General features: G+C 68.5%; 25 protein-coding genes. 15 read left to right on the top strand and 10 right to left on the bottom strand.

All coding sequences use genetic code 11. The annotated features are described in order from the left end of the window. The first annotated feature begins 29 nt into the window (after positions 1–29). Genes AC52GN_RS02635 through cobO form a run of 9 tightly spaced genes read left to right on the top strand, consistent with a single transcriptional unit; the run spans position 30 to position 7,922 of the window. A complete protein-coding gene (locus AC52GN_RS02635; RefSeq protein ID WP_496528082.1) occupies positions 30–839 on the top strand; it encodes an ABC transporter substrate-binding protein in 810 nt (269 codons plus the stop codon). Beyond that, positions 836–1,819, top strand: a complete 984-nt coding sequence (locus tag AC52GN_RS02640; RefSeq protein WP_496528083.1) for a FecCD family ABC transporter permease — start codon at positions 836–838, stop codon at positions 1,817–1,819. The genes AC52GN_RS02635 and AC52GN_RS02640 overlap by 4 nt, the downstream gene beginning before the upstream one ends. Beyond that, entirely contained in the window at positions 1,816–2,592 is a 777-nt protein-coding gene (locus tag AC52GN_RS02645) for an ABC transporter ATP-binding protein (protein ID WP_496528084.1), read from the top strand. Before AC52GN_RS02640 ends, AC52GN_RS02645 begins: the two co-directional genes overlap by 4 nt. Then, positions 2,582–3,529, top strand: a complete 948-nt coding sequence (gene cbiB, locus AC52GN_RS02650) for an adenosylcobinamide-phosphate synthase CbiB (protein ID WP_496528085.1) — start codon at positions 2,582–2,584, stop codon at positions 3,527–3,529. Before AC52GN_RS02645 ends, cbiB begins: the two co-directional genes overlap by 11 nt. Then, the gene (locus AC52GN_RS02655) at positions 3,517–4,989 is read left to right on the top strand and encodes a cobyric acid synthase (protein ID WP_496528086.1); all 1,473 of its coding nucleotides are present in this window, start codon (positions 3,517–3,519) and stop codon (positions 4,987–4,989) included. The genes cbiB and AC52GN_RS02655 overlap by 13 nt, the downstream gene beginning before the upstream one ends. Beyond that, entirely contained in the window at positions 4,986–6,029 is a 1,044-nt protein-coding gene (cobT, locus tag AC52GN_RS02660; protein ID WP_496528087.1) for a nicotinate-nucleotide--dimethylbenzimidazole phosphoribosyltransferase, read from the top strand. The genes AC52GN_RS02655 and cobT overlap by 4 nt, the downstream gene beginning before the upstream one ends. Then, a complete protein-coding gene (gene cobS, locus AC52GN_RS02665) occupies positions 6,026–6,793 on the top strand; it encodes an adenosylcobinamide-GDP ribazoletransferase (RefSeq protein WP_496528088.1) in 768 nt (255 codons plus the stop codon). The genes cobT and cobS overlap by 4 nt, the downstream gene beginning before the upstream one ends. Beyond that, the gene (locus tag AC52GN_RS02670) at positions 6,790–7,308 is read left to right on the top strand and encodes a tyrosine phosphatase family protein (RefSeq protein WP_496528089.1); all 519 of its coding nucleotides are present in this window, start codon (positions 6,790–6,792) and stop codon (positions 7,306–7,308) included. The genes cobS and AC52GN_RS02670 overlap by 4 nt, the downstream gene beginning before the upstream one ends. After that, complete coding sequence (cobO, locus tag AC52GN_RS02675) at positions 7,305–7,922, top strand: cob(I)yrinic acid a,c-diamide adenosyltransferase (protein WP_496528090.1); 618 nt, start codon at positions 7,305–7,307, stop codon at positions 7,920–7,922. The genes AC52GN_RS02670 and cobO overlap by 4 nt, the downstream gene beginning before the upstream one ends. A gap of 177 nt (positions 7,923–8,099) precedes the next feature. On the opposite strand, the gene AC52GN_RS02680 is transcribed toward cobO, so the two are convergent. Beyond that, entirely contained in the window at positions 8,100–8,273 is a 174-nt protein-coding gene (locus AC52GN_RS02680; RefSeq protein ID WP_496528091.1) for a hypothetical protein, read from the bottom strand. Positions 8,274–9,208: 935 nt separating this feature from the next. On the opposite strand from AC52GN_RS02680, the gene AC52GN_RS02685 reads away from it, so the two are divergent. Beyond that, the gene (locus AC52GN_RS02685) at positions 9,209–9,907 is read left to right on the top strand and encodes an SDR family oxidoreductase (RefSeq protein ID WP_496528092.1); all 699 of its coding nucleotides are present in this window, start codon (positions 9,209–9,211) and stop codon (positions 9,905–9,907) included. Here AC52GN_RS02685 and AC52GN_RS02690 read toward each other — a convergent pair. The 9 genes from AC52GN_RS02690 to AC52GN_RS02730 all read right to left on the bottom strand — a co-directional run bounded on the left by AC52GN_RS02690 (position 9,882) and on the right by AC52GN_RS02730 (position 19,669). After that, positions 9,882–10,712 carry an alpha/beta fold hydrolase gene (locus AC52GN_RS02690; RefSeq protein ID WP_496528093.1) on the bottom strand — a complete coding sequence of 277 codons (831 nt, stop codon included), beginning with the start codon at positions 10,710–10,712 and terminating at the stop codon, positions 9,882–9,884. The genes AC52GN_RS02685 and AC52GN_RS02690 overlap by 26 nt on opposite strands. Further along, positions 10,709–12,148 carry an FAD-dependent oxidoreductase gene (locus AC52GN_RS02695; RefSeq protein WP_496528094.1) on the bottom strand — a complete coding sequence of 480 codons (1,440 nt, stop codon included), beginning with the start codon at positions 12,146–12,148 and terminating at the stop codon, positions 10,709–10,711. Before AC52GN_RS02695 ends, AC52GN_RS02690 begins: the two co-directional genes overlap by 4 nt. A 2-nt stretch (positions 12,149–12,150) precedes the next feature. Further along, positions 12,151–13,692: an ABC transporter substrate-binding protein gene (locus AC52GN_RS02700; protein ID WP_496528095.1), complete on the bottom strand. Its 1,542-nt coding sequence runs from the start codon at positions 13,690–13,692 to the stop codon at positions 12,151–12,153. Beyond that, positions 13,689–14,582 (bottom strand): ABC transporter ATP-binding protein, encoded by an 894-nt coding sequence (locus AC52GN_RS02705; RefSeq protein ID WP_496528096.1) that lies wholly within the window; start codon positions 14,580–14,582, stop codon positions 13,689–13,691. Before AC52GN_RS02705 ends, AC52GN_RS02700 begins: the two co-directional genes overlap by 4 nt. Continuing rightward, positions 14,579–15,388, bottom strand: coding sequence for an ABC transporter ATP-binding protein (locus AC52GN_RS02710; RefSeq protein ID WP_496528097.1), 810 nt, complete (start codon positions 15,386–15,388; stop codon positions 14,579–14,581). Before AC52GN_RS02710 ends, AC52GN_RS02705 begins: the two co-directional genes overlap by 4 nt. Further along, positions 15,385–16,191, bottom strand: a complete 807-nt coding sequence (locus tag AC52GN_RS02715) for an ABC transporter permease (RefSeq protein ID WP_496528098.1) — start codon at positions 16,189–16,191, stop codon at positions 15,385–15,387. The genes AC52GN_RS02710 and AC52GN_RS02715 overlap by 4 nt, the downstream gene beginning before the upstream one ends. Continuing rightward, on the bottom strand, positions 16,188–17,123 hold the full coding sequence (locus tag AC52GN_RS02720; protein WP_496528099.1) for an ABC transporter permease: 936 nt from the start codon (positions 17,121–17,123) through the stop codon (positions 16,188–16,190). Before AC52GN_RS02720 ends, AC52GN_RS02715 begins: the two co-directional genes overlap by 4 nt. Before the next feature lie 127 nt (positions 17,124–17,250). Further along, complete coding sequence (locus AC52GN_RS02725) at positions 17,251–18,465, bottom strand: CaiB/BaiF CoA transferase family protein (protein ID WP_496528100.1); 1,215 nt, start codon at positions 18,463–18,465, stop codon at positions 17,251–17,253. A 13-nt stretch (positions 18,466–18,478) separates the two neighbouring features. Beyond that, complete coding sequence (locus AC52GN_RS02730; RefSeq protein ID WP_496528101.1) at positions 18,479–19,669, bottom strand: acyl-CoA dehydrogenase; 1,191 nt, start codon at positions 19,667–19,669, stop codon at positions 18,479–18,481. A 125-nt stretch (positions 19,670–19,794) separates the two neighbouring features. Here AC52GN_RS02730 and AC52GN_RS02735 point away from each other — a divergent pair, with 125 nt between their 5' ends. The 5 genes from AC52GN_RS02735 to AC52GN_RS02755 are packed head-to-tail and all read left to right on the top strand — an operon-like array spanning position 19,795 to position 24,298. Beyond that, positions 19,795–21,081 (top strand): 3-isopropylmalate dehydratase large subunit, encoded by a 1,287-nt coding sequence (locus tag AC52GN_RS02735; protein ID WP_496528102.1) that lies wholly within the window; start codon positions 19,795–19,797, stop codon positions 21,079–21,081. After that, on the top strand, positions 21,078–21,566 hold the full coding sequence (locus tag AC52GN_RS02740) for a LeuD/DmdB family oxidoreductase small subunit (protein ID WP_496528103.1): 489 nt from the start codon (positions 21,078–21,080) through the stop codon (positions 21,564–21,566). The genes AC52GN_RS02735 and AC52GN_RS02740 overlap by 4 nt, the downstream gene beginning before the upstream one ends. Next, positions 21,563–22,450, top strand: coding sequence for an isocitrate lyase/PEP mutase family protein (locus AC52GN_RS02745; RefSeq protein ID WP_496528104.1), 888 nt, complete (start codon positions 21,563–21,565; stop codon positions 22,448–22,450). Before AC52GN_RS02740 ends, AC52GN_RS02745 begins: the two co-directional genes overlap by 4 nt. After that, positions 22,447–23,397: a polysaccharide deacetylase family protein gene (locus AC52GN_RS02750; RefSeq protein ID WP_291775914.1), complete on the top strand. Its 951-nt coding sequence runs from the start codon at positions 22,447–22,449 to the stop codon at positions 23,395–23,397. The genes AC52GN_RS02745 and AC52GN_RS02750 overlap by 4 nt, the downstream gene beginning before the upstream one ends. After that, positions 23,384–24,298 carry a polysaccharide deacetylase family protein gene (locus AC52GN_RS02755; protein WP_496528105.1) on the top strand — a complete coding sequence of 305 codons (915 nt, stop codon included), beginning with the start codon at positions 23,384–23,386 and terminating at the stop codon, positions 24,296–24,298. The genes AC52GN_RS02750 and AC52GN_RS02755 overlap by 14 nt, the downstream gene beginning before the upstream one ends. The last annotated feature ends 35 nt before the right edge of the window (positions 24,299–24,333 follow it).

Here is a 24,333-nt window from a genome sequence, read left to right on the forward strand (position 1 = left end):
GGCGACAGGCGTTGGCGAGTGCGGGTGCGATGCTGGTCGCCGGGCCGGTTGCGGCCGACGCCGCCCCGCGTCGCGTGGTGTCGCTGAACGCCTGCCTCGACGCCATTCTGGTCCACGTCGCCGACCGGAGGCAGATCGTTGCCCTCAGCCACTATGCGCGTGAGCCGGTCGGCTCGACCATTTCCGAAGTGGCCAAGACCCTGCCCTTCACCTGGGAGACGGCGGAGGAGGTCATCGCCTTGCGCCCCGATCTGGTGCTGACCAGTCGCCACAGCGCCCTGGCGACGCGCAATGCGCTGGGCCGCATGAACATTCAGACTGAACTGTTCTCTGTGCCCGACAGCGTGGCCGCCAGCCTGGACCAGGTGCGCGAGGTCGCTCGCCTGGTCGGTCGTCCGGCGCGGGGCCAGGCCCTGATCGCCCGCATCGAGGCCGCCATCGCCGCCGCCGCCCCGCCGCCCGGATCGGCGCGGCTGACGGCCCTGATCTATCAGCCCAACGGTTTCGCCGCCGGGCGCGGCACCCTGATGGACGAGATGATGACCCGCGCCGGGTTCGAGAATGTCGCCGGGCGATACGGTCTGGGCAAATGGGGAAACGTGCCGGTCGAGCGCCTGCTGGCCGACCCGCCGCAGGTGCTGCTCAGCGGCGTGCCGGTCCGCGGCTCGCGCACCTGGGCCGACCGGGTGATGCGTCATCCGGCGCTGAAGTCCCTGTCCGGTCGGATGGTGCAGGCGCAACTGGAAGAGAAGCTGCTCTATTGCGGCGGCCCGGTGCTGATCCAGACCGCCGCCGCCCTGGCTCGTGCGCGCCGCACGGCGCTGGAGGCCCTGACATGACCCTGCCGCGTCCCGTGGTGATGATCGGGCTTCTGCTCCTGATCGTCGCCCTGTCCGTCGCCAGCATGAGCGCGGGCCGCGTCTGGATCCCCTTGAGCGACTGGGCGAGCCAGCGCGGCGATCCCGCCTGGGCCATATTGTTCGAGCTGCGCCTGCCGCGCACGGTGCTGGCCCTGATGGTCGGGGCGGTGCTGGGCCTGACCGGGGCGGCGTTGCAGGGCTACACCCGCAACCCCCTGGCCGATCCGGCGATCCTGGGCGTCTCGACCATGGCGGCGCTGGGGGCGGTGCTGACCTTCTATCTGGGCGCGGCGGCCAGCGCGCCGTGGGTGCTGCCGGTCGCGGCCATGATCGGGGCGGGGATCGGCGTGTTGCTGCTGCTGGCCTTGGCGGGGGCGACCAGCAGCGTCGTCACCTTCATCCTGGCCGGGGTGGTGATCCAGACCATGGCGGGGGCGGGCGTGGCCCTAGCGCTGAACCTGGCGCCCAACCCCTGGGCGGTGAACGAGATCGTCAACTGGCTGATGGGGTCGCTGGCCGACCGCAGCGTGGTCGAGCTGAGGCTGGCGGCGCCGGGCATGATCCTGGGGTGCCTGCTGCTGTTGACGCAAGGAAAGACGCTGGACGCCCTGACCCTGGGCGAGGCCGGGGCGCGATCGCTGGGCGTGCGGCTGGATGCCGGGCGCATGATGCTGGCGCTGGGCGCGGCGCTGGCGGTCGGCTCGGCGGTGGCGGTGACGGGGTCGATCGGCTTCGTCGGCCTGATCGTGCCGCATCTGCTGCGGCCCCTGATCGGCGCCCGGCCCAGCGGCCTGCTGCTGCCCTCGGCCCTGGGCGGCGCGGCGTTGACGCTGGCGGCGGACATTCTGGTGCGGCTGACGCCCGCCTCGACCGAGATCAAGCTGGGCGTGGCCATGGCGGCCCTGGGCGGCCCCTTCTTCCTGGCCCTGCTGATCAGCATGAGAAGGAAGCTGGCATGAGCATCCTGAGCGTGGAGAACCTGTCCGTCCGACTGGGCGACAAGGCGGTGCTGAACGGCGTCGACGCGGCCTTCGCGCCGGGGCTGGTGACGGCGGTCGTCGGACCGAACGGGGCGGGCAAGTCGACGCTGCTGGACTGTCTGGCGGCCCTGCGGACACCCGACGCGGGCCGAGTGACGCTGGACGGCCGAGCGTTGCGCGACCTGCCTGCGCGCACTCGATCACGGCGCATCGCCTACCTGCCCCAGAACGCCGAGATCGCCTGGGCGGTCGAGGGGCGGACCTTCGTCGGCCTGGGCCGCACCCCCTACGTCGGCGCCTGGGGCTTGGGGGCGGACGACCGCGCCGCTGTGGCCCGCGCCATGGCCGTGGCGGGGGTGGAAGGCTTCGCTGACCGCATCGTCTCGACCCTGTCGGGCGGCGAGCGGGCGCGCGTCATGATCGCCCGCGCCCTGGCCGGAGAACCGCAATGGCTGCTGGCGGACGAGCCGCTGGCGGGCCTCGATCCGGGCCATGTGCTGGACGCCTGCGACCTGTTCAGGCGTCTGGCGGATGAAGAGGGGCGGGGCGTGGTCCTGACCCTGCACGACCTCGACGCCGCCCTGCGCGTGGCGGATCGGGTGATCGTGCTGGCCGAGGGGCGGGTGCTGGCCGACGCCGCCCCGGCCGAGGCCCTGTCGCCCGAGGTGCTGAAGGCGGCGTACGGCGTCGAGGCGCGCACCCTGGACGGCGCGCGCGGCCCGGTGCTGGAGATGGTCGGCCGTGCCCGTTAGCAGCCTGCCCACGCCCTGGATCGTCGCGGGGGCCCTGCTGGTCGAGGGCGTCGTCGGCTGGCCGCGTCGCCTATCGCACCCGGTCGCGTGGATCGGCGGCCTGATCGCGGTGCTGGAAAGACAGTGGAACGGGGCTGAGCGGTCGGAACGGACGCGCCGCATCCTCGGCGTCGCCGTCGTGATGATCCTGATGATGGTCGCGGGCGGCGTAGGCTGGGGCGTACAGGCGCTGGCCGCCGCCGCGCCCTTCTGGCCGGGGGTGGCGCTGCTGCTGGTCTGCGGCGCGACGGGGCTGGCGGCGCGCAGCCTGTTCGACCACGTCCGCGCCGTGGCCCGGCCGCTGAAGGCGGGCGACCTGGCCGCCGCACGTCTGGCGGTGGGCATGATCGTCGGCCGCGACGTCGAGACGATGGACGAGAACGAGGTCGCGACGGCTGCCCTGGAAAGCCTGGCCGAGAGCTTCTGCGACGGCGTGGTCGCGCCGGTCTTCTGGTTCGTGATCGGCGGCCTGCCGGGCCTGTTCGTCTATAAGGCGATCAACACCGCCGACAGCATGATCGGCCATATGGAGCCGCGCTGGCGGGCCTTCGGCTGGGCGGCGGCGCGCACCGACGATGTGATGAACTGGATACCGGCGCGCATCGCGGGCGTCTTGATCGCGCTGGCGGGCGGCCAGGGCTGGCGCATCATGTGGCGTGACGCGGGTAAGCACGCTTCGCCCAACGCCGGGTGGCCTGAGGCGGCCATGGCGGGCGCGCTGCGGGTTCGACTGGGCGGGCCGGTCCGCTATGACGGCGTCATGACCGACCGACCTGTCTTCGGCGACTGGGCGCAGCCGTCCGCCCACGACCTGAAGCGAGGGCTGAAGGTCTATGGCGTCGCTTGCGCCCTGTTGCTGATGCTGCTGATTGCAGGGGGCTTCGCATGGCCGCGCTGATGATCCAGGGCTGCGGCTCGGATGTGGGCAAGTCGGTGCTGGTCGCGGGCCTCTGCCGCGTCTTCGCCAATCGCGGCCTCACGGTGCGGCCGTTCAAGCCGCAGAACATGTCCAACAACGCCGCCGTCACCGCGCCCGATCAAGCTGGCCGCACCGGCGAGATCGGCCGCGCCCAGGCGCTTCAGGCGCTGGCCTGCCGCACCCCGGCGACCGTCGACATGAACCCCGTCCTGCTGAAGCCGCAGAGCGACACCGGCGCTCAACTGGTAGTGCGCGGTCAGGTCGAGGGCGTGTGGCAGGCGGCCGGCTATCAGGACCGAAAGGCCGCCCTGCTGGACGTGGTGCTGGACAGCTTCCGCCGTCTTCAGGCCGAGGCGGATTTGGTGATCGTCGAGGGCGCGGGCAGTCCGGCCGAGACCAACCTGCGCGCCGGGGACATCGCCAACATGGGTTTCGCCCGCGCGGCGAACGTGCCGGTGGTGCTGGTCGGCGACATCGACCGGGGCCATGTGATCGCCTCTCTGGTCGGCGCCCATGCGGTGCTGGACGACGAGGACCGGGCGATGATCCGGGGCTTCATCATCAACAAGTTTCGCGGCGATCCGGCCCTGTTCGATCAGGGCCGGGCCGAGATCACGCGGCGCACGGGCTGGGCGGATCTGGGCATGGCGCCGTGGCTGGCGGACGCACGCGCGCTTCCGGCCGAGGACGCCGTGGTGCTGGAGCGGTCGGGCGGGCAGCGTGGCGGAAAGGTGCGGATCGCCGTCCCCATGCTGTCACGCATCGCCAACTTCGACGACTTCGATCCGTTGCGGCATGAGCCGGGCGTGGACTTCGGCTTCGTGCCGCCGGGGCAAGCCCTGCCGGGGGATGCGGACCTGATCATCCTGCCGGGGACCAAGGCGACGCTGGCCGATCTGGCCTTCCTGCGCGCGCAGGGCTGGGACGTGGACATCGCCGCCCATGTGCGGCGCGACGGGCGCGTGCTGGGCGTGTGCGGCGGCTATCAGGTGCTGGGCCGCACGATCAGCGATCCTGACGGCGTCGAGGGCGTGGCGGGATCGGCGCCGGGGCTGGGCCTGCTGGATGTCGAGACGGTGCTGGCGGGGGCCAAGACCCTGCGCCACGTCGAGGGACGGCTGACGCCCTCGGGCGCGGCGGTCGAGGGCTATGAGATTCACATCGGCCGCACCGACGGCCCGGATACGGCGCGTCCGGTCGCCATGATCGACGGGACGGCGCACGGCGCGCGCTCTGGCGACGGGCGGATTACGGGCCTTTACGTCCACGGCCTGTTCGATCGGGCCGAGGCGCGGGCGGCTTTGCTGGCGGAGGTCGGGGCCGCATCCGACGGCGTGGATCAGGGCGCGCGGGTGGATCAGGCGCTGGACCGCATCGCCGCCGTTCTGGAAACCCATTTCGACATTCCGGCGCTGGCCCGGATCGCAGGACTGGCATGACCGAATTGACCGACCTTCTTTCCGTGCAGCCCGTGGATCAGGGACTGCGCGAGTCTCTGCGGCAGGCGCTGGACGGCAAGGCCAAGCCGGTCGGCGCCCTCGGCCGGATCGAGGATCTGGCCCTAACGCTGGGCCTGATCCAGCAGACTCTGCGTCCGACCGTGACCAAGCCGGTGCTGCTGGTCTTCGCCGGAGATCATGGGCTGACGCGCTCAGGCGTGGCGGCCTATCCGGCGGGCGTGACCGTGGCCATGGTCGACACCCTGCTGATGGGCCGCGCCAGCGCCAACGCCTTCGCCAAGGTCGTCGGCGCGCAGGTGCAGGTGATCGACGCGGGCGTCGCCGCCGACCTGTCGGACCGCGCGGGCCTGATCCACGCCAAGGTCGCGCCGGGCACGAAGGACGCCTCGGTCGAACCGGCCATGACGCGCGATCAGGCTGAGCCCGCCCTGCTGGAAGGCGCCGCCATGGCGCGGGCCGCCATCGACGACGGGGCTGACGTGATCGCGCTGGGCGAAATGGGCATAGGCAACAGCGCCTCGGCCGCCCTGCTGATGCACCGGCTGGCGCCTGCGCCTCTGGCTGACTGCGTGGGGCAGGGGGCGGGGCATTCGCCCGAGGGCATGGCGCGCAAACAGGCTGTGTTGGCCCAGGCCGCCGCCCGCTCGGACGCGACGGCGCCGCTGGACGCGCTGACCCAGTTCGGCGGCTTCGAAATCGCCATGATGGCCGGGGCCCTGCTGGGCGCGGCGAAGGCGGGCGTGCCGGTCATCGTCGACGGCTTTATCGGCTCGGCGGCGGCCCTGCTGGCGATCCGGCTGGCGCCGAATGCGCGCGACTACTGCATCTTCGCCCACGCCTCGGCCGAGGCGGGGCATCGCCGGATGCTGGAGGCGGTGGAGGCGGAACCCCTGCTGGGCCTCGATATGCGGTTGGGCGAGGGGACGGGCGCGCTGCTGGCCGTGCCGTTGCTGAAGGCGGCCTGCGCCCTGCTGTCCGACGTGGCCGAGCTGAAGGACATATTGGAGGCCGCGCGATGATCGGGCGCGAGGCGCGGCTGTTCGTCTGCGCCCTGCAGTTCCTGACGCGCCTGCCGACGCCGCCGCTGCGCGATTTCCAGCCCGAGTGGATCCAGCAGAGCGCGCGCTGGTTCCCGCTGGTCGGGCAGGTGGTGGGGCTGATCGCGGCGGCGATCCTGTATGGCGCGGCGCAGGTGTGGAGCCCGTGGATCGCGGCCCTGCTGGCCGTGGCGGCGGGCGTGGCGATGACCGGCGGCTTCCACGAGGACGGACTGGCCGACACGGCCGACGGTCTGGGCGGCGGCCAGACGCGGGCGCGGCGGCTGGAGATCATGAAGGACAGCCGCCTCGGCTCATACGGCGCGCTGACGCTGGGGCTCACGCTGGCGCTGCGGGTCGCGGCGCTGGCGATGCTGGTCGCTGTGTCGCCGTGGATGGCGGCTGCGGCGCTGGTCGCGTCACATGGCCTGGGCCGGGCTGCGGCGGTCGGGGCGATGGCGCTGATGCCCTATGGCGGCGACCCCGGCATGGCCAAGGAGGGCAGGCCGGACCGCGCCTCGGTGGCAGGACTGGCGGTCGCCATTCTGATCGCCCTGTGGCCGCTGGTCCTGCTGTCGGTCATGGCGGGCTTGGTCGGCGTGGCGGCAGGGCTGGTCGTCGGCGCTGTCCCGGCATGGCAGGCGCAGCGGCTGATCGGCGGGCGCACCGGCGACGTGCTGGGCGCGGTCGAACAGATGTTCGAGGTCGGTTTCCTGCTGGCCGTCGCCGGGTTGCTGGCGGCATGAGGCTGATCGTCTCGCCCCTGCCGCAGGTCGAGCAACTGCTGGCCGATCATCAGCCGTCGCATCTGGTGACGCTGGCCTCGCCGGGGGCTGAAGCGGCCTTTGACGCCGAGCATCGGCTGGACCTGCGCTTCAACGACATCGCCGTCCCGCACGAGGGTCTGGTCGCGCCTTCGATGGAACACGTCGAGGCCCTGCTGGCCTTTGCGGAAGGCTGGACCGGCGCGCGGCCCCTGCTGATCCATTGCTGGGCGGGGGTCAGCCGCTCGACGGCGGCGGCCTATGTCATCGCCTGCGCCCGCACCGCGCCGGGGTGCGAGGCCGCGTGGGCCGCGCGTCTGCGAGACGCCGCGCCGACGGCCACGCCCAACCCCCTGATCATCGCGCTGGCCGACCGCCTGCTGGATCGCGGCGGCGCCATGGTCCGCGCCGTCGAGGCCATCGGCCGGGGCGCCGAGACCGACTGGGGCGCCCCCTTCGAACTGAACGTGACCTCTGAAGGAGCCAGACGCCGATGAACGATCCGCACGACGCCGAACTGAACGCCCGCCACGCCGAGAAGATGAAGCGCATCCAGGCCGCCCGCGCCCGGATGATGCAGTTCAAGACGGTCGAGCGCGGCCTGGTCATCGTCCACACCGGCACGGGCAAGGGCAAGTCGACGGCGGCCATGGGCATGGTCTGCCGCATGATCGGTCACGGGATGAAGACCTCCATCATCCAGTTCATCAAGGGGGCGATGGAGACGGGCGAACAGACCCTGTTCGACAGCTTCCCCGATCTGGTCGAGATGCGGCCGATGGGCGAGGGCTTCACCTGGGACACCCAGGACCGCGCCGCCGACATCGCCAACGTCCGCCGCGCGTGGGAGGCCGCCCAGGCCCGCATCATGGACCCGGAATGGAAGATGGTCGTCTGCGACGAGCTGAACATCGCCTTGCGCTACGACTACCTGCCGGTCGAGGAGGTGCTGGAGGTCCTGGCTGGCCGCCCGGCCGACACCCACGTCGTCATCACCGGCCGCAACGCCCCGGACGCCCTGATCGAGGCGGCGGACCTCGTCACCGACATGCAGATGGTCAAGCACCCCTTCCGCAGCGGGGTAAAGGCGCAAGCCGGGGTGGAGTTCTGATCAAGAAGGATGGCGGCGCTGAGGTCTCCAGTAGGCTGATCGGGAAGGATGTCACCCGAAATGGCCGTGTCGGTGCGTGCATGCTTGCGGGCAAAGTGCAGTCGATGACGACGATCACGCTGATACCGGCATAGGCCTGAGAAGTCTTTGTAACCGCACCTGTGGAGGGGGCTTCCCTCAGACATCTTCGGCGTCCTGGTGGAACGCACGGGCTTTCTCGCCCGGCGACTCGTCGGGTTCACCGTCGGCATCTGCATCCGTGAACTTCCTTGGATCACCAGCAGTCGCTTGAAAGAACAGGGCGAAACCGATCAACGCCACACCGATCACAATGTAAATGAGCTTGTCCAAGCGCTTTCTCCATGCACCTGCGTAATGCGCGGCAGGCTTAAGCGTTCATGACCAACCCGGTTCATCTCTTCTCACAACTCATCGCGTAGGAGCCTGCACGTCCCGCAGGCGACGAGTCGTGACTTCGGTCATCAAGCCGAAGCCGTCAGCATGGCGGAGATCCATGCCACACGGGAGCTGATGCGGTCTCGTCGCTGGCGTCAGGTCGAGCATATGAGCTCCAGGGTCGATGAGGTGCGCAAGCTAGTCATCAAGCTGGAGACGCGTGAGTACCAGCGCGATCACGGTTAGAGCAGGCGTTGACGATGGACGATCAGCTTGAAGAGTTGGTCTAGCGCTGAAAGCAGATATCCGTTGAGGCCATTCATCACGTCCACCGTTCCAGACTGGAGGGGGCGGCCCGGAGGCGGATGTGAGGCAGTCAGCCGTCCGGACCGCGCGTCCCCCCGCGGGAGGCTGGACGACATCGTTACTAGAACGCTCCATCGGCAATAATGGTTCATCGAAGCGATACGCTGCGCTATTACACCGAGCAAGGTTAAAATCCCGATGCACAGAGCAATAAGAAACACTCTCTAGCGTTAGAACCGGCGCCACCACGACTGACTTCGAGGAGTTGATGGCGGAGCGCGGCATTGTCGTCAGCCGGGGAGATGATCCGGCGCTAGGTGATCAAGTTCGGACCGCTGCAGGGGATTAGCTGATTGGGCCATATGGCCACGCTGCCTCATATCATCAGGACTGCTTGGTGAAGGGCGCCTGCCCATCGCTAGATAGAAACAAGAGAGACGAAAATAGGCTGCGGCGACGCGGGCGGGAGTGTGGGAGAGCGACGCCTGTTCGGCGGCCAATGATTTTCAAGCGAGGCCAGCAGCCGCGTCTTGAGATGTATTGTTTGTGATGCAAGGTGCTTTCCCGCCATCAGGGAGGAAGACTTGCCGCATGCTCTTGTCACAGGCGCTGCTCGAGGGATCGGGCTGGCGTTGACCGAAGCCCTGGCAGAGCGAGGTTGGGCGGTGACGGCGACCTGCCGCGCGCCGGACGAGGCCGCAGCATTGCAGGCTCTTGGCGCCGCCCATTCCGAGTTGATCCAGATCGCGCCTTTGGACGTCGCGGACCTTAAGGCGGCGGAGAGACTGGCCGCTCGTATCGAGGCGCCGATCGACGCCCTGGTGAACAATGCGGGGATCGCCTGGCGGGACACCCGCTTCGGCGCCCTGGACTACGAGGCCTGGCGGCGGGTGATGGAGGTCAATCTGATGGCGCCCATGCGCGTGGCCGAAGCCTTCATCGAACAGGTCGCCGCCAGCGAGCACAGGAAGATCGTCTCAATCTCCAGCAGTCTGGGCTCCATCGCGGCGACGACGGGCGGCAACTACTTCTACCGGACCAGCAAGGCGGCGCTGAACATGGCCATGCGCAGTCTGGCCAAGGATCTGGCGCCGCGCGGCGTGACGGTCGCCCTGCTCAGTCCCGGCTATGTCGATACCGACTTCACCCGCCCTGTCGTCGGCGGTCCGCCCAAGATTTCGGCGCGCGATAGCGGCCAGGGCCTGGCGGACGCGATCATCGGCCTGACGCCCGAGGACTCGGGCCGTTTCAAACGGTTCAACGGCCAAGTGGTGGACTGGTAGCGTCCAGCGCGCTCAGGAAGGACAGGACGGCGTCGCGCCAGACTTCGGGCGACTCCAGCGCCGTCGCCGGGCCTGCAGCCAGGACGGCGCCGCGCCAGTCGGGCCTGCATTTCAGCAGCCGGGAACCATGAGAGTGAATGGCGTCGCCGCGACTGGACAGCACCAGCGTCGGGGCGGCGATGGCGTCGACGGCGTTGACCATGTCCCAGGCATAGGCGGCGGCATGACCGTGATCGGCGCTCGCGTCGTTCACGTGATGGGCGATGATGGCGAGGTGCAGTCCGGCGACGGACAGGTCGGGGTCCGCCATCCCCCGCATGAAGCGCCAACGCGACGTGAAATGGCCGCCGCCCTCTTCGGGCGCATGGGCGTGATGGGGCAGGGCCAGGCGTTGAGCGCGTTCTGCGGCGGTGTAGAAGGGCGGGTTGTTGAGGATCAGGCCGCTTGTCCTGTCAGGTCGGGCGGCGGCGAAGGCGGCGGCGATCAGCGCCCCGGTGTGATGTCCCGCGATCACGGCGTCCTGAACGTCGAGGCTGTCGAACACGACGGCCATGTTCTCGGCATAGTCGCCAATGGCCGGTGGAGCGGACGGGCGATCGGAGAGGCCATAGCCCGGTGTATCGGGCGCGATGACGCGCCAGCCCGTCTGCGCCAGCAAGGGCGCCAGACGGTGGAACTGAACTCCGCTCCACGGCGTCTGGTGCAGCAGAAACAGGGAGCGACCGAAGCCCCACTCGCGCAGGTGGACCTGCCCCCAGAGACCGTCGACGTAGCGGCGGCGCCCGCTGGTCCAGGCGGAGATCATGTTCGGGAGGTCAACGGGATGAGGCTCTGGCCCAACAGGCGTCCGAACGTCAGGGCGGGCGTCGCCATCATGCCTCCGCAGACGGCGCGTCCCATGGTCTGGCTGGCGCCCAGCAGTTCGCCGGCGGCCCATAGTCCCGGTATGGCCGAGCCGTCCGGGCGGATCACTTGAAGCTGGTCGTTTACAGCCAGGCCGACCGCGCTGCTGACCGCCGCGCCCTGCACCCGTATGGCGTAGAAGGGGCCTTGCGCGATCGGGAGAGGCAGATGGCGGCGGCCCAGGAAGTCGTTGCCGGAATGGACGCCGTAGTTATAGCCGCGCACGGCGCGCATGAGGCCGTCGGCGTCGATGCCCGCCGCCGAGGCCAATTTCCTCAGATCGTCCGCCTTGTAGAAGAAGGGACGCTTTTCCAAGAACAGGGCGCGGATTTCGTCGGCGTTGAAGCCGGCGATGAACGGCGGCGCTTCCGTTAGGATTCGTTCGTCGAACACGACCCAATAGCGTTGGTCCGGTTGCTCCAGCAGGGCGTTTTCGCGTGCATCGACTGACTCCATGTCTTCGCGCACAAAGCGGTCGCCATGGGCGTTGACGTAGATCTCCCACGGCAGGCGGCGCTGGGGATAGGTGTTCAACCGGCCGACCATGCCGGGGCGCGGCCGTTCGCTGTCCAGCAGGAAGCCGAAGTTGATGAAGAAATTCTCGTGGCCGCGCAGCCATCCGCCGACGCTGCAGCCCAACCGGTGCCCGACGCCCTGCGAATAGGCATAGGGCAGGTTGGTGTAGAGCGGGACGTCGTTCATGGCCTGATAGACTTCGGGCGAGGCGGAATATCCGCCCGTCGCCAGCACGGCCTGGGCGGCTTTGAAATGATGTTCGACGCCGCGGGCGTCGCGGGTCGTAACCCCGGTCACGGCGCCGCCGGGATCGGTCGTCAAAGTCAACGCTTCATGGCCCAGCCGCAGGCTGATCCGGCCGTCCGAGACGGCCTGCTCGATACGCGTGATCAGGACATCGCGCAGCGAGGCGCCGCCGTTTCGGCCCCAGTAGTAGCGCGCTCTGGAATAGGGTTCATGGCCGACGCCCTCGACCGGGCAGGCGGGATCGACGTCGAAGCCCTGATCCATCAGCCAGTCGAAGGTCTCGGCGGCGTTCCATACCGCCAGCCGCACCAATGCCTCGTTCGCCGTGCCTCGACTCAGGCGCATGACATCGTCGAAATGCGCCTGGGCGTCGTCTTCGATTCCCTTGTCGTGCTGCAGGCGCGTGCCCGCCGCGCTCAACTGGCCGTTGGCGACCCACAGGGTCCCGCCCAGCACATCGGCGTGATCGATCAACAGGACGCGGGACGTACGTTCCGCCGCGAAGATGGCGGCGGCCATGCCGGCGGCGCCTCCGCCGACGACGATGAGATTCCAGTGCGCGGTATCGGCGGTCATGCTCAACGCAGGGTCATTTCTTCATAGACTGGCACGCGGTGGCGGATCTTCACGTGGCCGACCCTGGGCGCATAGGCGAACAGGTCTTGGTGCTCGATCAGGAACAGCGAAGGCGCCGCCTCTCGGTACAGCCGCCCCAGCGCCTGATAGGCCTTCAGCCGCTCGTCGTCGTCCATGATCTCGCGCGCGACCTTCAGCTTGTCGGTGATCGCCGTGTCGCAGAAGAAGGGCGTCGGCCGCATGCAGGAAAAGTCCTCCATGGCGCGGGTGACATCGTAGTACTGGAAGCTGTTCCACGACAGGGCCAGAGCCTCGCCCGCCCAGCTGTTGGTCTGATACTTCACCAGGAAGTCCGGCATGGTCATGACCTTGAGGCGGGTGTCGACACCGACGGCGCGCCAGTATTCGGCCACGGCCTGGGACATCATGTCGTCGCCCGGAGCCGCGTCGGTCAGGACCTCCATCGTCAGGTTGAAACCGTTCGGGTAACCGGCCTCGGCCAGCAGGCGACGCGCCTTGGCGGGATCATAGAGGTAAGGCGGGATGGTCGGATCATAGCCGAACACCCCCTTGGCCGCAGGCTGACCCGACGGCTTGGCGTTTTCCGGCAGCAGGGAGGCGATCGCCTCCTTGTCGACGGCGTAGTTGAGCGCCTGACGCACGCGCACGTCGCGCAGAGGCGAGGCCGGATCGCCGCCCACATTTCGGAAGGAGTAGGCCTTCACCTGCATGGCGGGGGTGTAGAGGACGTGGAAGCCGTTGCGCTCCAGCCGCTCCGTCTCCTCCAGGTCGACCAGGGACAGATCCACATCGCCCGACAGCAGGGCCTGGGTGCGGCCGGCCGCGCTAGGCAGCTCGTAGAAGACCACGCCGTCGATCGTCGACGACCGCCAGGATTTCGGGTTTCTGGCCAGAGTCAGGCGGCGGGTGCGCTGGTCCCAGCCGGTCATGACGAAGGCGCCGGTGCCGACCGGTTTCTGAGCATAGGCGTCCATGCCCATATCGGCCACGGCCTGTGGTTCGATCATCATGATGGCGGCCAGACGGCGCGGCAGGACCGGGTCGGGGCGCTCGGTGCGGATCTCCAGTTCCAGCGGTCCGATGGCGCGCGCTTCGACGATGCCGCGCGCTTCGGACCCGATCAGGGTGCGCTTGCCCTGATCAGAGCGCAGGAAGGCAAAGACCTCGGCCGCGGCCTCGGCGTCGAATGGGCGATCGTTGGAATAACGCACGCCTTCACGCAGCCTGAAGCGCCAGACGGTCGGCTCGACCAGTGTCCATTCGGTCGCCAGACCCGGCCCCAACTGGTCGTCGTCGTCGATGGCGGTCAGGCCGTCGTAGATGGCCAGCCACAGCAGGGAGCCGGGACGGCTGTTGCCCCGGAATGGATTGCCGAGGCTGGAGGGCAGGCTGCCGGCGGCGACGCGCAGCACCTGGCTGCCGGTCGCAGGCGTCGGCTGGTTCGCGCCGCCCTGGCCGCAGGCGGCGACCAGGGCCGCTCCCAGACACGCGGCGATGAAGAGGCGAAGGCGTTTCGGCGTCATGAGGCGGACTGCTCCTGCATGCGGGCGTTCGCGCCGATGATGTCCATCACGCCGGCCAGCGCCTCGTCCGAGATCGGCCCGCCGGCTTCCAGGGCGGCGCTCAGGCGCGGATCGGCCAGGGCGGCGGCCGGGTTGAGGGCGGCGGCCAGCAACAACTGCGTATAGGCGCTCTTGGGGTGATAGAGGACCTCTGCGACCGGTCCCTGTTCGACCACTTGGCCGCTTTCGATGACGCAGACGTGGTCGGCCATGCGGCGCACGCTGCGCATATCGTGCGAGACGAACAGCATAGCCAGGTTCAGCCGCTCCTTCAGTTCCAGCAGCAGTGCGGAGACCTTGTCCTGATTGGCGAAATCCAGAGCCGAAAGCGCCTCGTCGGCGATCAGCAGGCGCGGCTCCATCGATAGGGCGCGGGCGATGGCGACGCGCTGTTTCTGTCCGCCGGATAGGGCGGCGGGCCGTAGGTCCAGCAGGCGGTGTTCTAAGTGAACGAGGTCCATCAGTTCTTCGACCCGCCGCCGTCGCGCCGCGCTGTCCAACCTGCCCACTACGATCAGCGGCTCTTCCAGTACGGCGCGGATGGACTGACGCGGGTTCAGGCTGGCGCCGGGGTCCTGAAAGACCATCTGGATGCCGTGCAGCATGGCCTTCGAGCGTTTGCCCAGCGGCGGCAGCGCGACGCCCTCGAACATGATCGTCCCTTCAGCAGGCGTTGCCAGGCCGGCGACGGCGCGGACCAGGGTCGACTTGCCCGATCCCGACTCGCCGACGATGGCCATGACCTGACCGGGCGCCAGGTCGAAACCGGCGCCGCGCAGGACGAAGCGGCGGTCACGCCCGCTGCCGTATGCGACGCCCAGGTTCTGAATCGACAGAAGCGGCGTGGTCATGGCCGTCTCCCCAGGTGGGCGGCGTCCCGCAGGCTGCGGGTGAAGGGATGCCGGGGCTCGTACAGCACCTGCGTCGTGGGGCCTTCCTCGACGATCTCGCCTTCCAGCATGACGGCGATGCGGTCGCAGACGGCGCCGGCGGCGGCGATGTCGTGGGTGATCATCAGGGCGGCGGCCTGCTGGGCCTGACGCCGCAGCAGGGCCAGAATCTGCAACTGGACCGTCGGGTCCAGCGCGGTGGTCGGCTCGTCGGCCAGGATCAGAGCCGGCTGGTTGATCAGGGCCAGGCCGATCATGGCGCGCTGGCGTTGTCCGCCCGACAACTGGTGCGGGAAGGCGTCGACGCAGGCGTCGGCGCCCGGCAGGCGCATCGCGCGCAGGGTTTCGACGGCCAGGGCGCGGGCGGCGGCCTTGTCGAGGCCGCGATGGCGTCGCGCCGACTCGATCAGAATGGAGCCCACCGTCTTCACCGGGTTGAACGAGGACAGGGGGTCCTGGAACACCATGCCGATGCGGCCGCCGCGCACGGCGCGCCATTCCGCCTCGGCCAGATTGTCGATGCGGCGGCCTTCCAGATGAATCTCGCCGCCCGCGACGCGCACGCCCGGCGGAACCAGGCCGCCGACTGCGAAGCAGGTCAGGGTCTTGCCCGACCCCGACTGGCCGACCAGGCCGACGATCTCGCCGCGGCGGATCGTCAGGTCGAGGTTGGGGATCAGGACGCGGCGGTCGGCGACGGTCTCCAGCCTCAGCTTGCGGATATCCAGCACGATTTCGTGCGCCGTGTTCAGGTCAGCAACGCTCATCGGGTCAGGTTCCGCAGGTGCTGGCCCACGCTGTGGGCGGCCACGATGATGATGACCATGGCGAAGGCCGGGCCCAGCGTCAGCCACGGAGCCTGCAGCATGAAGGCGCGTCCTTCGCTCAACATGGCGCCCCAGGTCGCGGCCCCCAGCGGCGCGCCGATGCCCAGGAAGGACAGGGCGCTTTCGGCCACGATCATCTCGGCGAAGTGGAAGACCACCAGCACCGACAGCGTCGGGACCAGGGCCGGCAGAACGTGGTGGGCGTAAAGACGCGCGACGCTCATGCCGGTCATTTCGGCGGCCTGGACGCATTCGCGCTGAAACAGGCTGCTGGCCTCGGCGTAGACGACGCGGGAGAAGACCGGCCAGGTCACCAGGCCGAGCGTCAGTGTGACCGCCCAGAAGCCGCTGTCGCCCAGCAGGGCGATCACCGTCACCGCCATGACGAAGGACGGAAAGGACTGGGTGAAGGTGGTCAGCAGTTTCAGGGCGCCGCCCAGCCAGGCGCCCTTGTGCGCCGCCGCCAGGCCGAAGGTCGTACCGATGCTGAAGGCGATCAGGGTAGCGCACAGGGCCGACCCTACCGACCAGCGCATTCCGTTCAGCAGGCGCGCCAGCACGTCGCGTCCCAGTTCGTCCGTTCCCAATAGATGGCCCGGCGCCAGCGGGGCGGCCAGGCGCATCGACAGGTCGATGGCGCGGTGGTCATGGCCGGACAGGGCGTCGCCGAAGATCATGACGGCGAGGCAGAACAGGCCCACCACGCCGGCGCCGACAATGGCGGGGGACAGGCTGCGGCTCATGATGCAGCCCTCGCGCGGCTGCGGATGCGCGGGTCCAGCAGGGCCTGCACCGCCTCGGTGACGGCGTTGCTGAGGAAGACGCTGACCACCATGACGAAGACAACGGCCTGCACCACGGGGAAGTCCAGGTTCAGCGTGGACTGCACCAGCAGCCAACCGATGCCGGGCCAGGCGAAGATGGTCTCGATGACCACCAAACCCGTCAGCATGAAGGCCAGTTCAGCGCCGATCAGGGCGACGGCGCCCAACAGGGCGTTGGGCAGGACATGGCGCCACAGGATTTCGTTCTCGGACGCCCCGGTCGAGCGGGCGGTGCGCACGAAGTCGGCGGCTAGGGCGGCGTGGGTGTTGGCCTCGACCACGCGGATCAGCTTGGGGGCCAGGAAGGAGACGACCGAGATCACCGGCAGCACCCAGGTCGCCGGTCCGCCGTAGCCAATCGACGGCAGCCATTCGAGCCCGGCGGCGAACAGGTTGATCAACAGCAGGGCGATGACGAAACCGGGAAAGCCTTGCATCACCGTCAGCAGGCCGCGCACCGTACGTCGCGCCGCCCCAGTGCGCTTCTGGCCCAGCCAGGCGCCCAGCGGCAGGGAGATCAGCAGGTTCAGACTCAGCGCCATGGCGGCCAGGAACAGGGTGGCGGGCAGGGAGGCCAGCACCTTGCCCAGAGCCGGGCTTCCATCGGTCAGCGACTTGCCGAAGTCGCCCTGAAGCAGCCGCAGCATGGTCTGGCCGTACTGGACGATCAGGCTCCTGTCGAAGCCGTATTCGACGCGGATCGCCTCGATTTGAGCCGGAGAGGCGCCTTCGCCCGCGATGACCAGGGCCGGGTCGCCGGTCAGCCGCAGCAGGAAGAACAGCACTGTCATTGCGGCGATCAGGACAAAGGCGAAGTCCCGTAAGCCGCCGAGGATACGAGAGGAGGGCATCAGAGGCGTCGGCTCGCTTCGACCCTGTTCGAAACGGTCGGATGAGGCTTGGACATGTCCTGAACGGTCTCCGCCGAAGAGTCGTATCTAAGTTAAGACATCATCCTTAGGGCAAGCGAAGCGCCTGTCAACGTTGCTCGGGATTGGACATGAGCTCGCGCAACACCGCTTTGGTATCCTGCCCGAGCCTCGGCGGCGGGGCGTCATAGCGCACCGGCGTCTTGGACAGGCGGATAGGCGAGGCGACGGTGCAGACGGGGTCGGCCAGGTCGGGCCGGGCCTGCTCGACCGTCAGGCCGCGATGGATCGCCTGAGGCTCGGCGAACACCTGGTCGATGGTGTTGACCGGGCCGCAGGGCACGCCCGCCGCCTCCAGCGCCTGCATCAGACCCTGCATGGTGAAGCCTTCCGTCTTCGCGGCGATCAGAGTCCCCAGCGCCTCGCGCTCGGCGACCCGCAGGGCGTTGCTGGCGAAGCGGTCCTCGATCTCCAACCCCAGGGCGCCGCACAGGGCGCGGAACTGGCCGTCATTGCCGACGGCGATGATCACCATGCCGTCCGAGCACGAGAAGGGCTGATAGGGGGCCAGATTGGGGTGGGCGTTGCCCATCCGCGTCGGCGCGGTCCCTGAGACGAACCAGTTGGTCGCCTGATTGGCCAGCATGGCCGCCTGGACGTCGAACAGGGCGATGTCGACGTGCTGCCCCTCGCCGGTCGCCCGCGCGTGCCACAGCGCCGCCAGGATGGCGTTGGAGGCGTAAAGGCCGGTGAACAGGTCCACGACCGCCACCCCGACCTTCATCGGCTCGGCGCCCGGCGCGCCGTCGGGCTGGCCTGTGATCGACATCAGCCCGCCCATGGCCTGGATCATGTAGTCGTAGCCGGCCCGGTGCGCGTCCGGCCCATCCTGGCCGAAGCCGGTGATGGAGCAATAGACCAGCTTCGGATTGACCGCCGCCAGCGCGGCGTAGTCGAGGCCGTACTTCTTCAGCCCGCCGGTCTTGAAGTTCTCGACCACCACGTCGCAGGTCGCAGCCAGGCGACGCACGGCCTCGGCGCCGTCTGGGCTGGCGATGTCCAGCTCGACCGACTTCTTGCCTCGGTTGGCGCACAGGAAATAGGCGGCGTCGCCGGGCGCGCCGTCGGCCGTGGTGGTGAAGGGCGGACCCCAGTGGCGGGTGTCGTCTCCCGCGCCCGGCCGTTCGATCTTGATGACTTCGGCCCCCAGGTCCGCCAGAGTCTGCGTCGCCCACGGCCCGGCCAGAACCCGCGACAGGTCCAGCACGCGTAAGCCCGTCAGCGGGCCTTGGGGGGAATCGGAAATCGTGGGGCTGAGCGTCATGACGGACCCTTAATCAGAAGGCGGCCTCGCCGGTGATGGCGCGGCCGAGGATGAGGGCGTGAACGTCGTGCGCGCCCTCATAGGTGTTGACGGTTTCGAGGTTCATGGCGTGGCGCATGACGTGCAGTTCGCCGGTGATCCCGGCCCCGCCGTGCATGTCGCGGGCCTCGCGCGCCACGGCCAGGGCCTTGCCGCAGTTGTTGCGCTTCATCAGGCTGATGGCCTCGGGAACCCAGGCGCCCGCATCCAGCAGACGGCCCAGGGCGTAGGCGCCCTCAAAACCGAGGAAGATCTCGGTCTGCATGTCGGCCAGCTTCTTCTGCACCAGTTGGCGCGCCGACAGCGGGCGACCGAACAGGGTGCGCTCGGCCACATAGTCGCGGCTGGCGTGCAAGCAAAACTCGGCCGCGCCCATGGCGCCCCAGGCGATACCGAAGCGCGCCTTGTTCAGGCAGGAGAACGGCCCGCGCAGTCCCTGCACGCCCGGCAGGATGTTGGCTTCCGGCACGAAGACGTCGTTCAGGCCGATGTCGCCAGTGATCGAGGCGCGAAGCGACAGCTTGTCGCCGATCTTGCCCGTGGTGAAGCCGTCGAAGTCGCGCTCGACGATGAAGCCGCGGATCTTGCCGTCCAGCTTGGCCCAGACGATGGCCAGGTCGGCGATGGGCGAGTTGGTGATCCAGTATTTGCCGCCGTTCAGGCGATAGCCGCCGTCGACCGCGACCGCCGTGGTCTTCATCGAGGCCGGGTCCGACCCGCCGTCGGCCTCGGTCAGGCCGAAGCAACCGACCAGTTCGCCCGCCGCCATCTTGGGCAGGAACTTCGCCTTCTGCTCGTCCGAGCCGAAGGCGTAGATCGGATACATGGCCAGCGACGACTGCACCGACATGGCCGAACGATAGCCGCTGTCGACCGCCTCGACCTCGCGGGCGATCAGGCCGTAGGCGACGTGCGACGCTTCGGAGCCGCCGTACTGCTCGGGCAGCATAGCGCCGAGGAAGCCCATCTCGCCCATCTCCGTCATGATGGCGCGGTCGAACACCTCGTCGCGGAAGGCGGCGACCACGCGCGGCAGCAGGGCCTCACGCGCATAGGACCGCGCCGCATCCTGAACCATCCGCTCCTCGTCCGTCAGACGCCCCGTCAGGTCGAACGGGTCGTCCCAGCGGAAGGTTTGGGCGGAAGGAGCAGCGGAGTTCGACATGGTGGGCGTTCCTGATGGACTGGAAGGTGCGGGAAGGCGCTTGCCAAGGTTGCGCGTTTAGATGATATAAAACTATATCATTTGATCCAGCAATGCCCTTGTGCGGCGTATCATCGGGAGAAGGCATGGGCCGGGGCTCCACCCTCGTTGAAAAGATCATCGCCCGCGCCGCCGGTCTGGACCGGGTCGCGCCAGGTCAACTGGTGACGGCTCAGGTCGATCTGGCCTTTGCGCACGACAGTTCGGGGCCGCGTCGCTGGGCGCCGATGCTGCGCGAGCTGGGCGTGGGGCTATGGGATCCGCAAAAGGTGGCCATCGTTTCGGACCACTATGTCCCGGCGGTGGACGCCGAATCCGCGAGTATTCTGAAACTTGCGCGCGAGTTTGCGGCCGAACTTCAGGTCGGCGCCTTCTTCGACATGGTGGGCATCTGTCATCTGGTCCTGCCCGAGCATGGCCTGATCCGGCCGGGCGCCTTCGTGGCGGGCGGCGACAGTCACTCGCCGACGGCGGGGGCCTTCGGCGCCTATGCGGCTGGCTATGGCGCGACCGACATGGCCGCCATCGTCGCCACCGGCGAGACCTGGCTGGCCGTGCCCGAGACGATCCGCGTCGAGTGGTCGGGCCGGTTCGGGGCAGGCGTGGCGGCCAAGGACGTCATGCTGTTCCTGTGCCGCGAACTGGGCATGGACAACGCCTTCAAGGCCATCGAATACGGCGGCGACACGGTCGAGGGCCTGTCGATGGCCGAGCGCATGGTCCTGTGCAACATGGCCGCCGAACTGGGCTGCGAGGCCGGGGTCGTGGCGCCGGACCGGACGACCTTTGCCTATCTGCGCGCGGCCGGGCGTCCGGTGGAGGACGAGGCGGCGGCTCTGGCGCTGGCGTCGGACCGGGATGCTGTCTACGCCGCCGTTCACCGCTTCGATGCGGCGACGCTGCAGCCTCAGATCGCCGCGCCGCATGATCCGTCGCGCACTCAGGACGTGACCGAACACGCCGGGATCAAGGTGGATCAGTGCTATATCGGCGCCTGCGTCGGGGCCAAGATCGAAGACCTTCGCATGGCAGCCGCCGTGCTGAAGGGCCGCAAGGTGTCGCCGAACACCCGACTGTTGATCGCCCCGGCGTCCCAGAAGACCACGACGACAGCGACGCAGGACGGCACCTTGCAGACGCTGATGGAGGCGGGAGCGGTGCTGCTGCCGTCCGGCTGCGGCGCCTGCGCCGGCTATGGCGCCGGGGTGCTGGCCGACGGCGAGGTCTGCATCTCCTCGACCAACCGCAACTTCAAGGGGCGGATGGGATCGAAAGCGGCTCAGGTCTATCTCGGCTCGCCCTATTCGGTGGCCGCCGCCGCCGTCGAGGGCCGCATCGCCGACCCGCGTCAGTTCCTGGGAGAGGCGGCATGAGCGGTCGGGCCTTCGTCTTCGGCGACAATATCGACACCGACGTCATGGCGCCGGGCACGCTGATGAAGCTGCCGCCTGAGGAACTGGCGCAGCATTGTCTGGCCGCTGTCGATCCTGACTTCGCCCGTACGGTGGCCAAGGGCGACTTCGTCGTCGGCGGTCGCAGCTTTGGCATCGGCTCATCGCGCGAGCAGGCGGCGGTGTCCTTGAGCCTGCTGGGCGTGCGCGCCGTGATCGCGCGCTCTTTCGCCCGCATCTTCTGGCGCAATGCGATCAATCTGGGGGTGCCGTGCATCACCCTTGAACAGGCGGGCGAGATTTCCGCAGGCGACCAGCTGGAGGTCGATCTGGCGGTCGGGCGTCTGACGAATCTGACGACGGGGCGGGGCTATGATTTCACGCCCCTGCCGCCGCACCTTATGGCCATGATGGATGACGGGGGGCTGATGCCGCACCTGAAGAAGAAGTTGGCGGGCGCCGCATGAGCGAGCGGTTGAACCTGCGTCGTCGGCTCAAACAGTCGCACGCCCTTCTGGCGCCGGGATGTTATGACGCCCTGTCCGGCCTGCTGATCCAGCAGGCGGGGTTCGAGGCGGCCTATTTGTCGGGCGCCTCGGTCGCCTATACCCAGTTGGGGCGGCCTGATATCGGCTTGGTCAGCCTGGATCAGGTCGTGGACGTGGCGGCGCGCATCACCGAGCGGATCGATATCCCCTTGATCGTCGACGCCGACACCGGCTTCGGCAACGCCCTGAACATGGGCCGGACGGTGCGGCTGTTCGAGCGCGCGGGCGCCCGTGCGATCCAGATCGAGGACCAGACCTTTCCCAAGCGGTGCGGCCATCTGCGCGGCAAGGGCGTGATTTCGGCGCAGGAGATGGCGGGCAAGGTCCGCGCCGCCGTCGATGCGCGCCATGATGACGACACCCTGATCATCGCCCGCACCGACGCCATCGCGGTCGAAGGCTTTGAGGCGGCGATCGATCGGGCCGAGCTGTTCTTGGAGGCGGGGGCCGACGTCCTGTTCGTCGAGGCGCCGCGCGATCTGGACCAGATGCGGGCGGTGGCCGAACGCTTTGCCGCCCGCGTTCCCCTGCTGGCCAATATGGTCGAGGGCGGAGACACGCCGCTGAGTTCGGCCGACAGCCTGTCCGAGCTGGGTTATCGTCTGGTGATCGCGCCGGGGGCCATGGTGCGCGCCGTCATTCCGGCTGTCGAAGCCTTCCTGTCGGTGCTGAAGCGCGATGGCGGCACGGCGGCGCACCGGGCGCACATGACCGACCTGATGGGGGTCAACGCCCGCATCGGCCTGGATGAGATGATGGCGCTGGGACAGCGATACGAAGCGCAGGAAGAGGAGAAGGCATGACCGTCGCGGACCCCAACCTCTACGACTACTGGCCCTATCGGGACCGGCCGAAGATCGTCTGGCCCGGCGGCAAGAAACTGGCCTTCTGGGTCGCGCCGAACATCGAGTTCTATGAGTTCGATCCCGCGAAGAACCCCGGCCGCGCCGGCTGGCCCAAGCCTGCGCCCGATGTCGTCGCCTATTCCCAGCGTGACTGGGGCAACCGCGTCGGCCACTGGCGGCTGATGGAACTGCTGGACAAATACGGCCTGCGCGGCTCGGTGTCACTGAACGTCGCCCTTTGCGACCACCATCCTGAGATCATCGAGGCCTGCGTCGAACGGAACTGGGAGTTCTTTTCGCACGGCATCTACAACACCCGCTATTCCTACGGCATGGACGAGGCGCAGGAGCGCGCCATCATCGACGACGCCATCCGCACGGTCGAGAAGGCCAGCGGCCAGCGTATCCGCGGCTATCTGGCGCCAGCGTTGACGCACACCGAGCGGACGCTGGACCTGATCGCCGAGAACGACTTCTGGTACACCTGCGACCTGTTCCAGGATGACCAGCCGCAGCCGGTGAAGACGGCGTCAGGCAAGCTGATTTCGCTGCCCTATTCGCTGGAGGTGAACGACGTCATCACCTACGGCGCCCTGGGGATGAGCCCGGCGCGCTACACCGACATCCTGAAGCGGCACTTCGACCAGTTGCTGGAAGAGGGCGAGCAGAGCGGTACGGTCATGTGCATTCCCTTGCATGCCTATCTGGTCAGCCAACCGCACCGCATCGGCCCGTTCGAAGAGGCGCTGAAACACATCATGGGCCACGCCGACGACGTGTGGTTCGCCACCGGCGCCGAGATCGCGGGCTACTATCGCGACCACTGCTGGGACCAGACGCAGGCCGATATCGCGGCAAGAGGCTGCGCGACCGGAGGAAAGGGGTTCGGCCATGGCGCTGCCTGAGGACTATCTGACCTATCCGCACCGCTCCTACGGTATGGATCAGACGCTGTATCCGTGGCGTCCGGCGACCGAGCGCCCGAAGATCGCCTGGCCGGACGGCAAGACGGCCGCCGCCATGATCGTGGTCCCGCTGGAGTTCCATCGCCTGAACCCGCAGGGCAAGCCGTTCAAGCACCCCGGCGCCATGCAGACGACCTATCCGGATCTGCGCCACTTCACGACGCGCGACTACGGCAATCGTGTGGGCGTTTTCCGCATTCTGGATGCGCTGAAGGCGAGGGGGCTGAAGGCGGTGTTTCCGACCAATGGGGTCCTGCTGGCACGCGTCCAGCCCTTGGTTGAGGCCATCCTCGCCGACGGGCACGAGATCGCCGCCTATGGCTGGGAGGCGGACTGCATCCACTGGAGCGGGCTTGAGCCGGGCGTCGAAGCGGAATGGATCGGCCGCACGCGCGACGCCTTCGACAGGGTGGGGCTGAAGCCGCGCGCCTGGATGAGCCCGGCGCGGCAGCAGTCGTTCCAGACGCTGGAGCTGATCGCCGAGGCGGGTTTCGACATCTGTCTGGACTGGGAGCAGGACACGGTTCCCGTGCCGATGCAGACCGACAAGGGCGTGGTCTGGGCGGCGGCGCTGTCGAATGAACTGGATGACCGCACCCTGCTGACCGTGCGCCTTCAGACCGAGGACGAATGGGCCGATCAGGTGCTGGAGGCGGTCCGCCTGCACAAGGCCGAGGCCGAGCGTTTCGGCGGCCAGGTCGTCGGCTTCACCCTGACCCCCTACGTCAGCGGCCTGCCGTTCCGGATGAAGTCTGTCCGTCGCGTGCTGGCCGGTCTGGCCCAGGACGACGCCGTATGGACCGCCGGCGTCTCAGAGATTGTCGAGGCGGCGCGCGGCTGAGGCCGCCGTCGTCCCGGCTCCAGGCTCGGCCGTCG

The sequence above is a fragment of the Brevundimonas sp. SS2672 genome, from assembly GCF_059579685.1.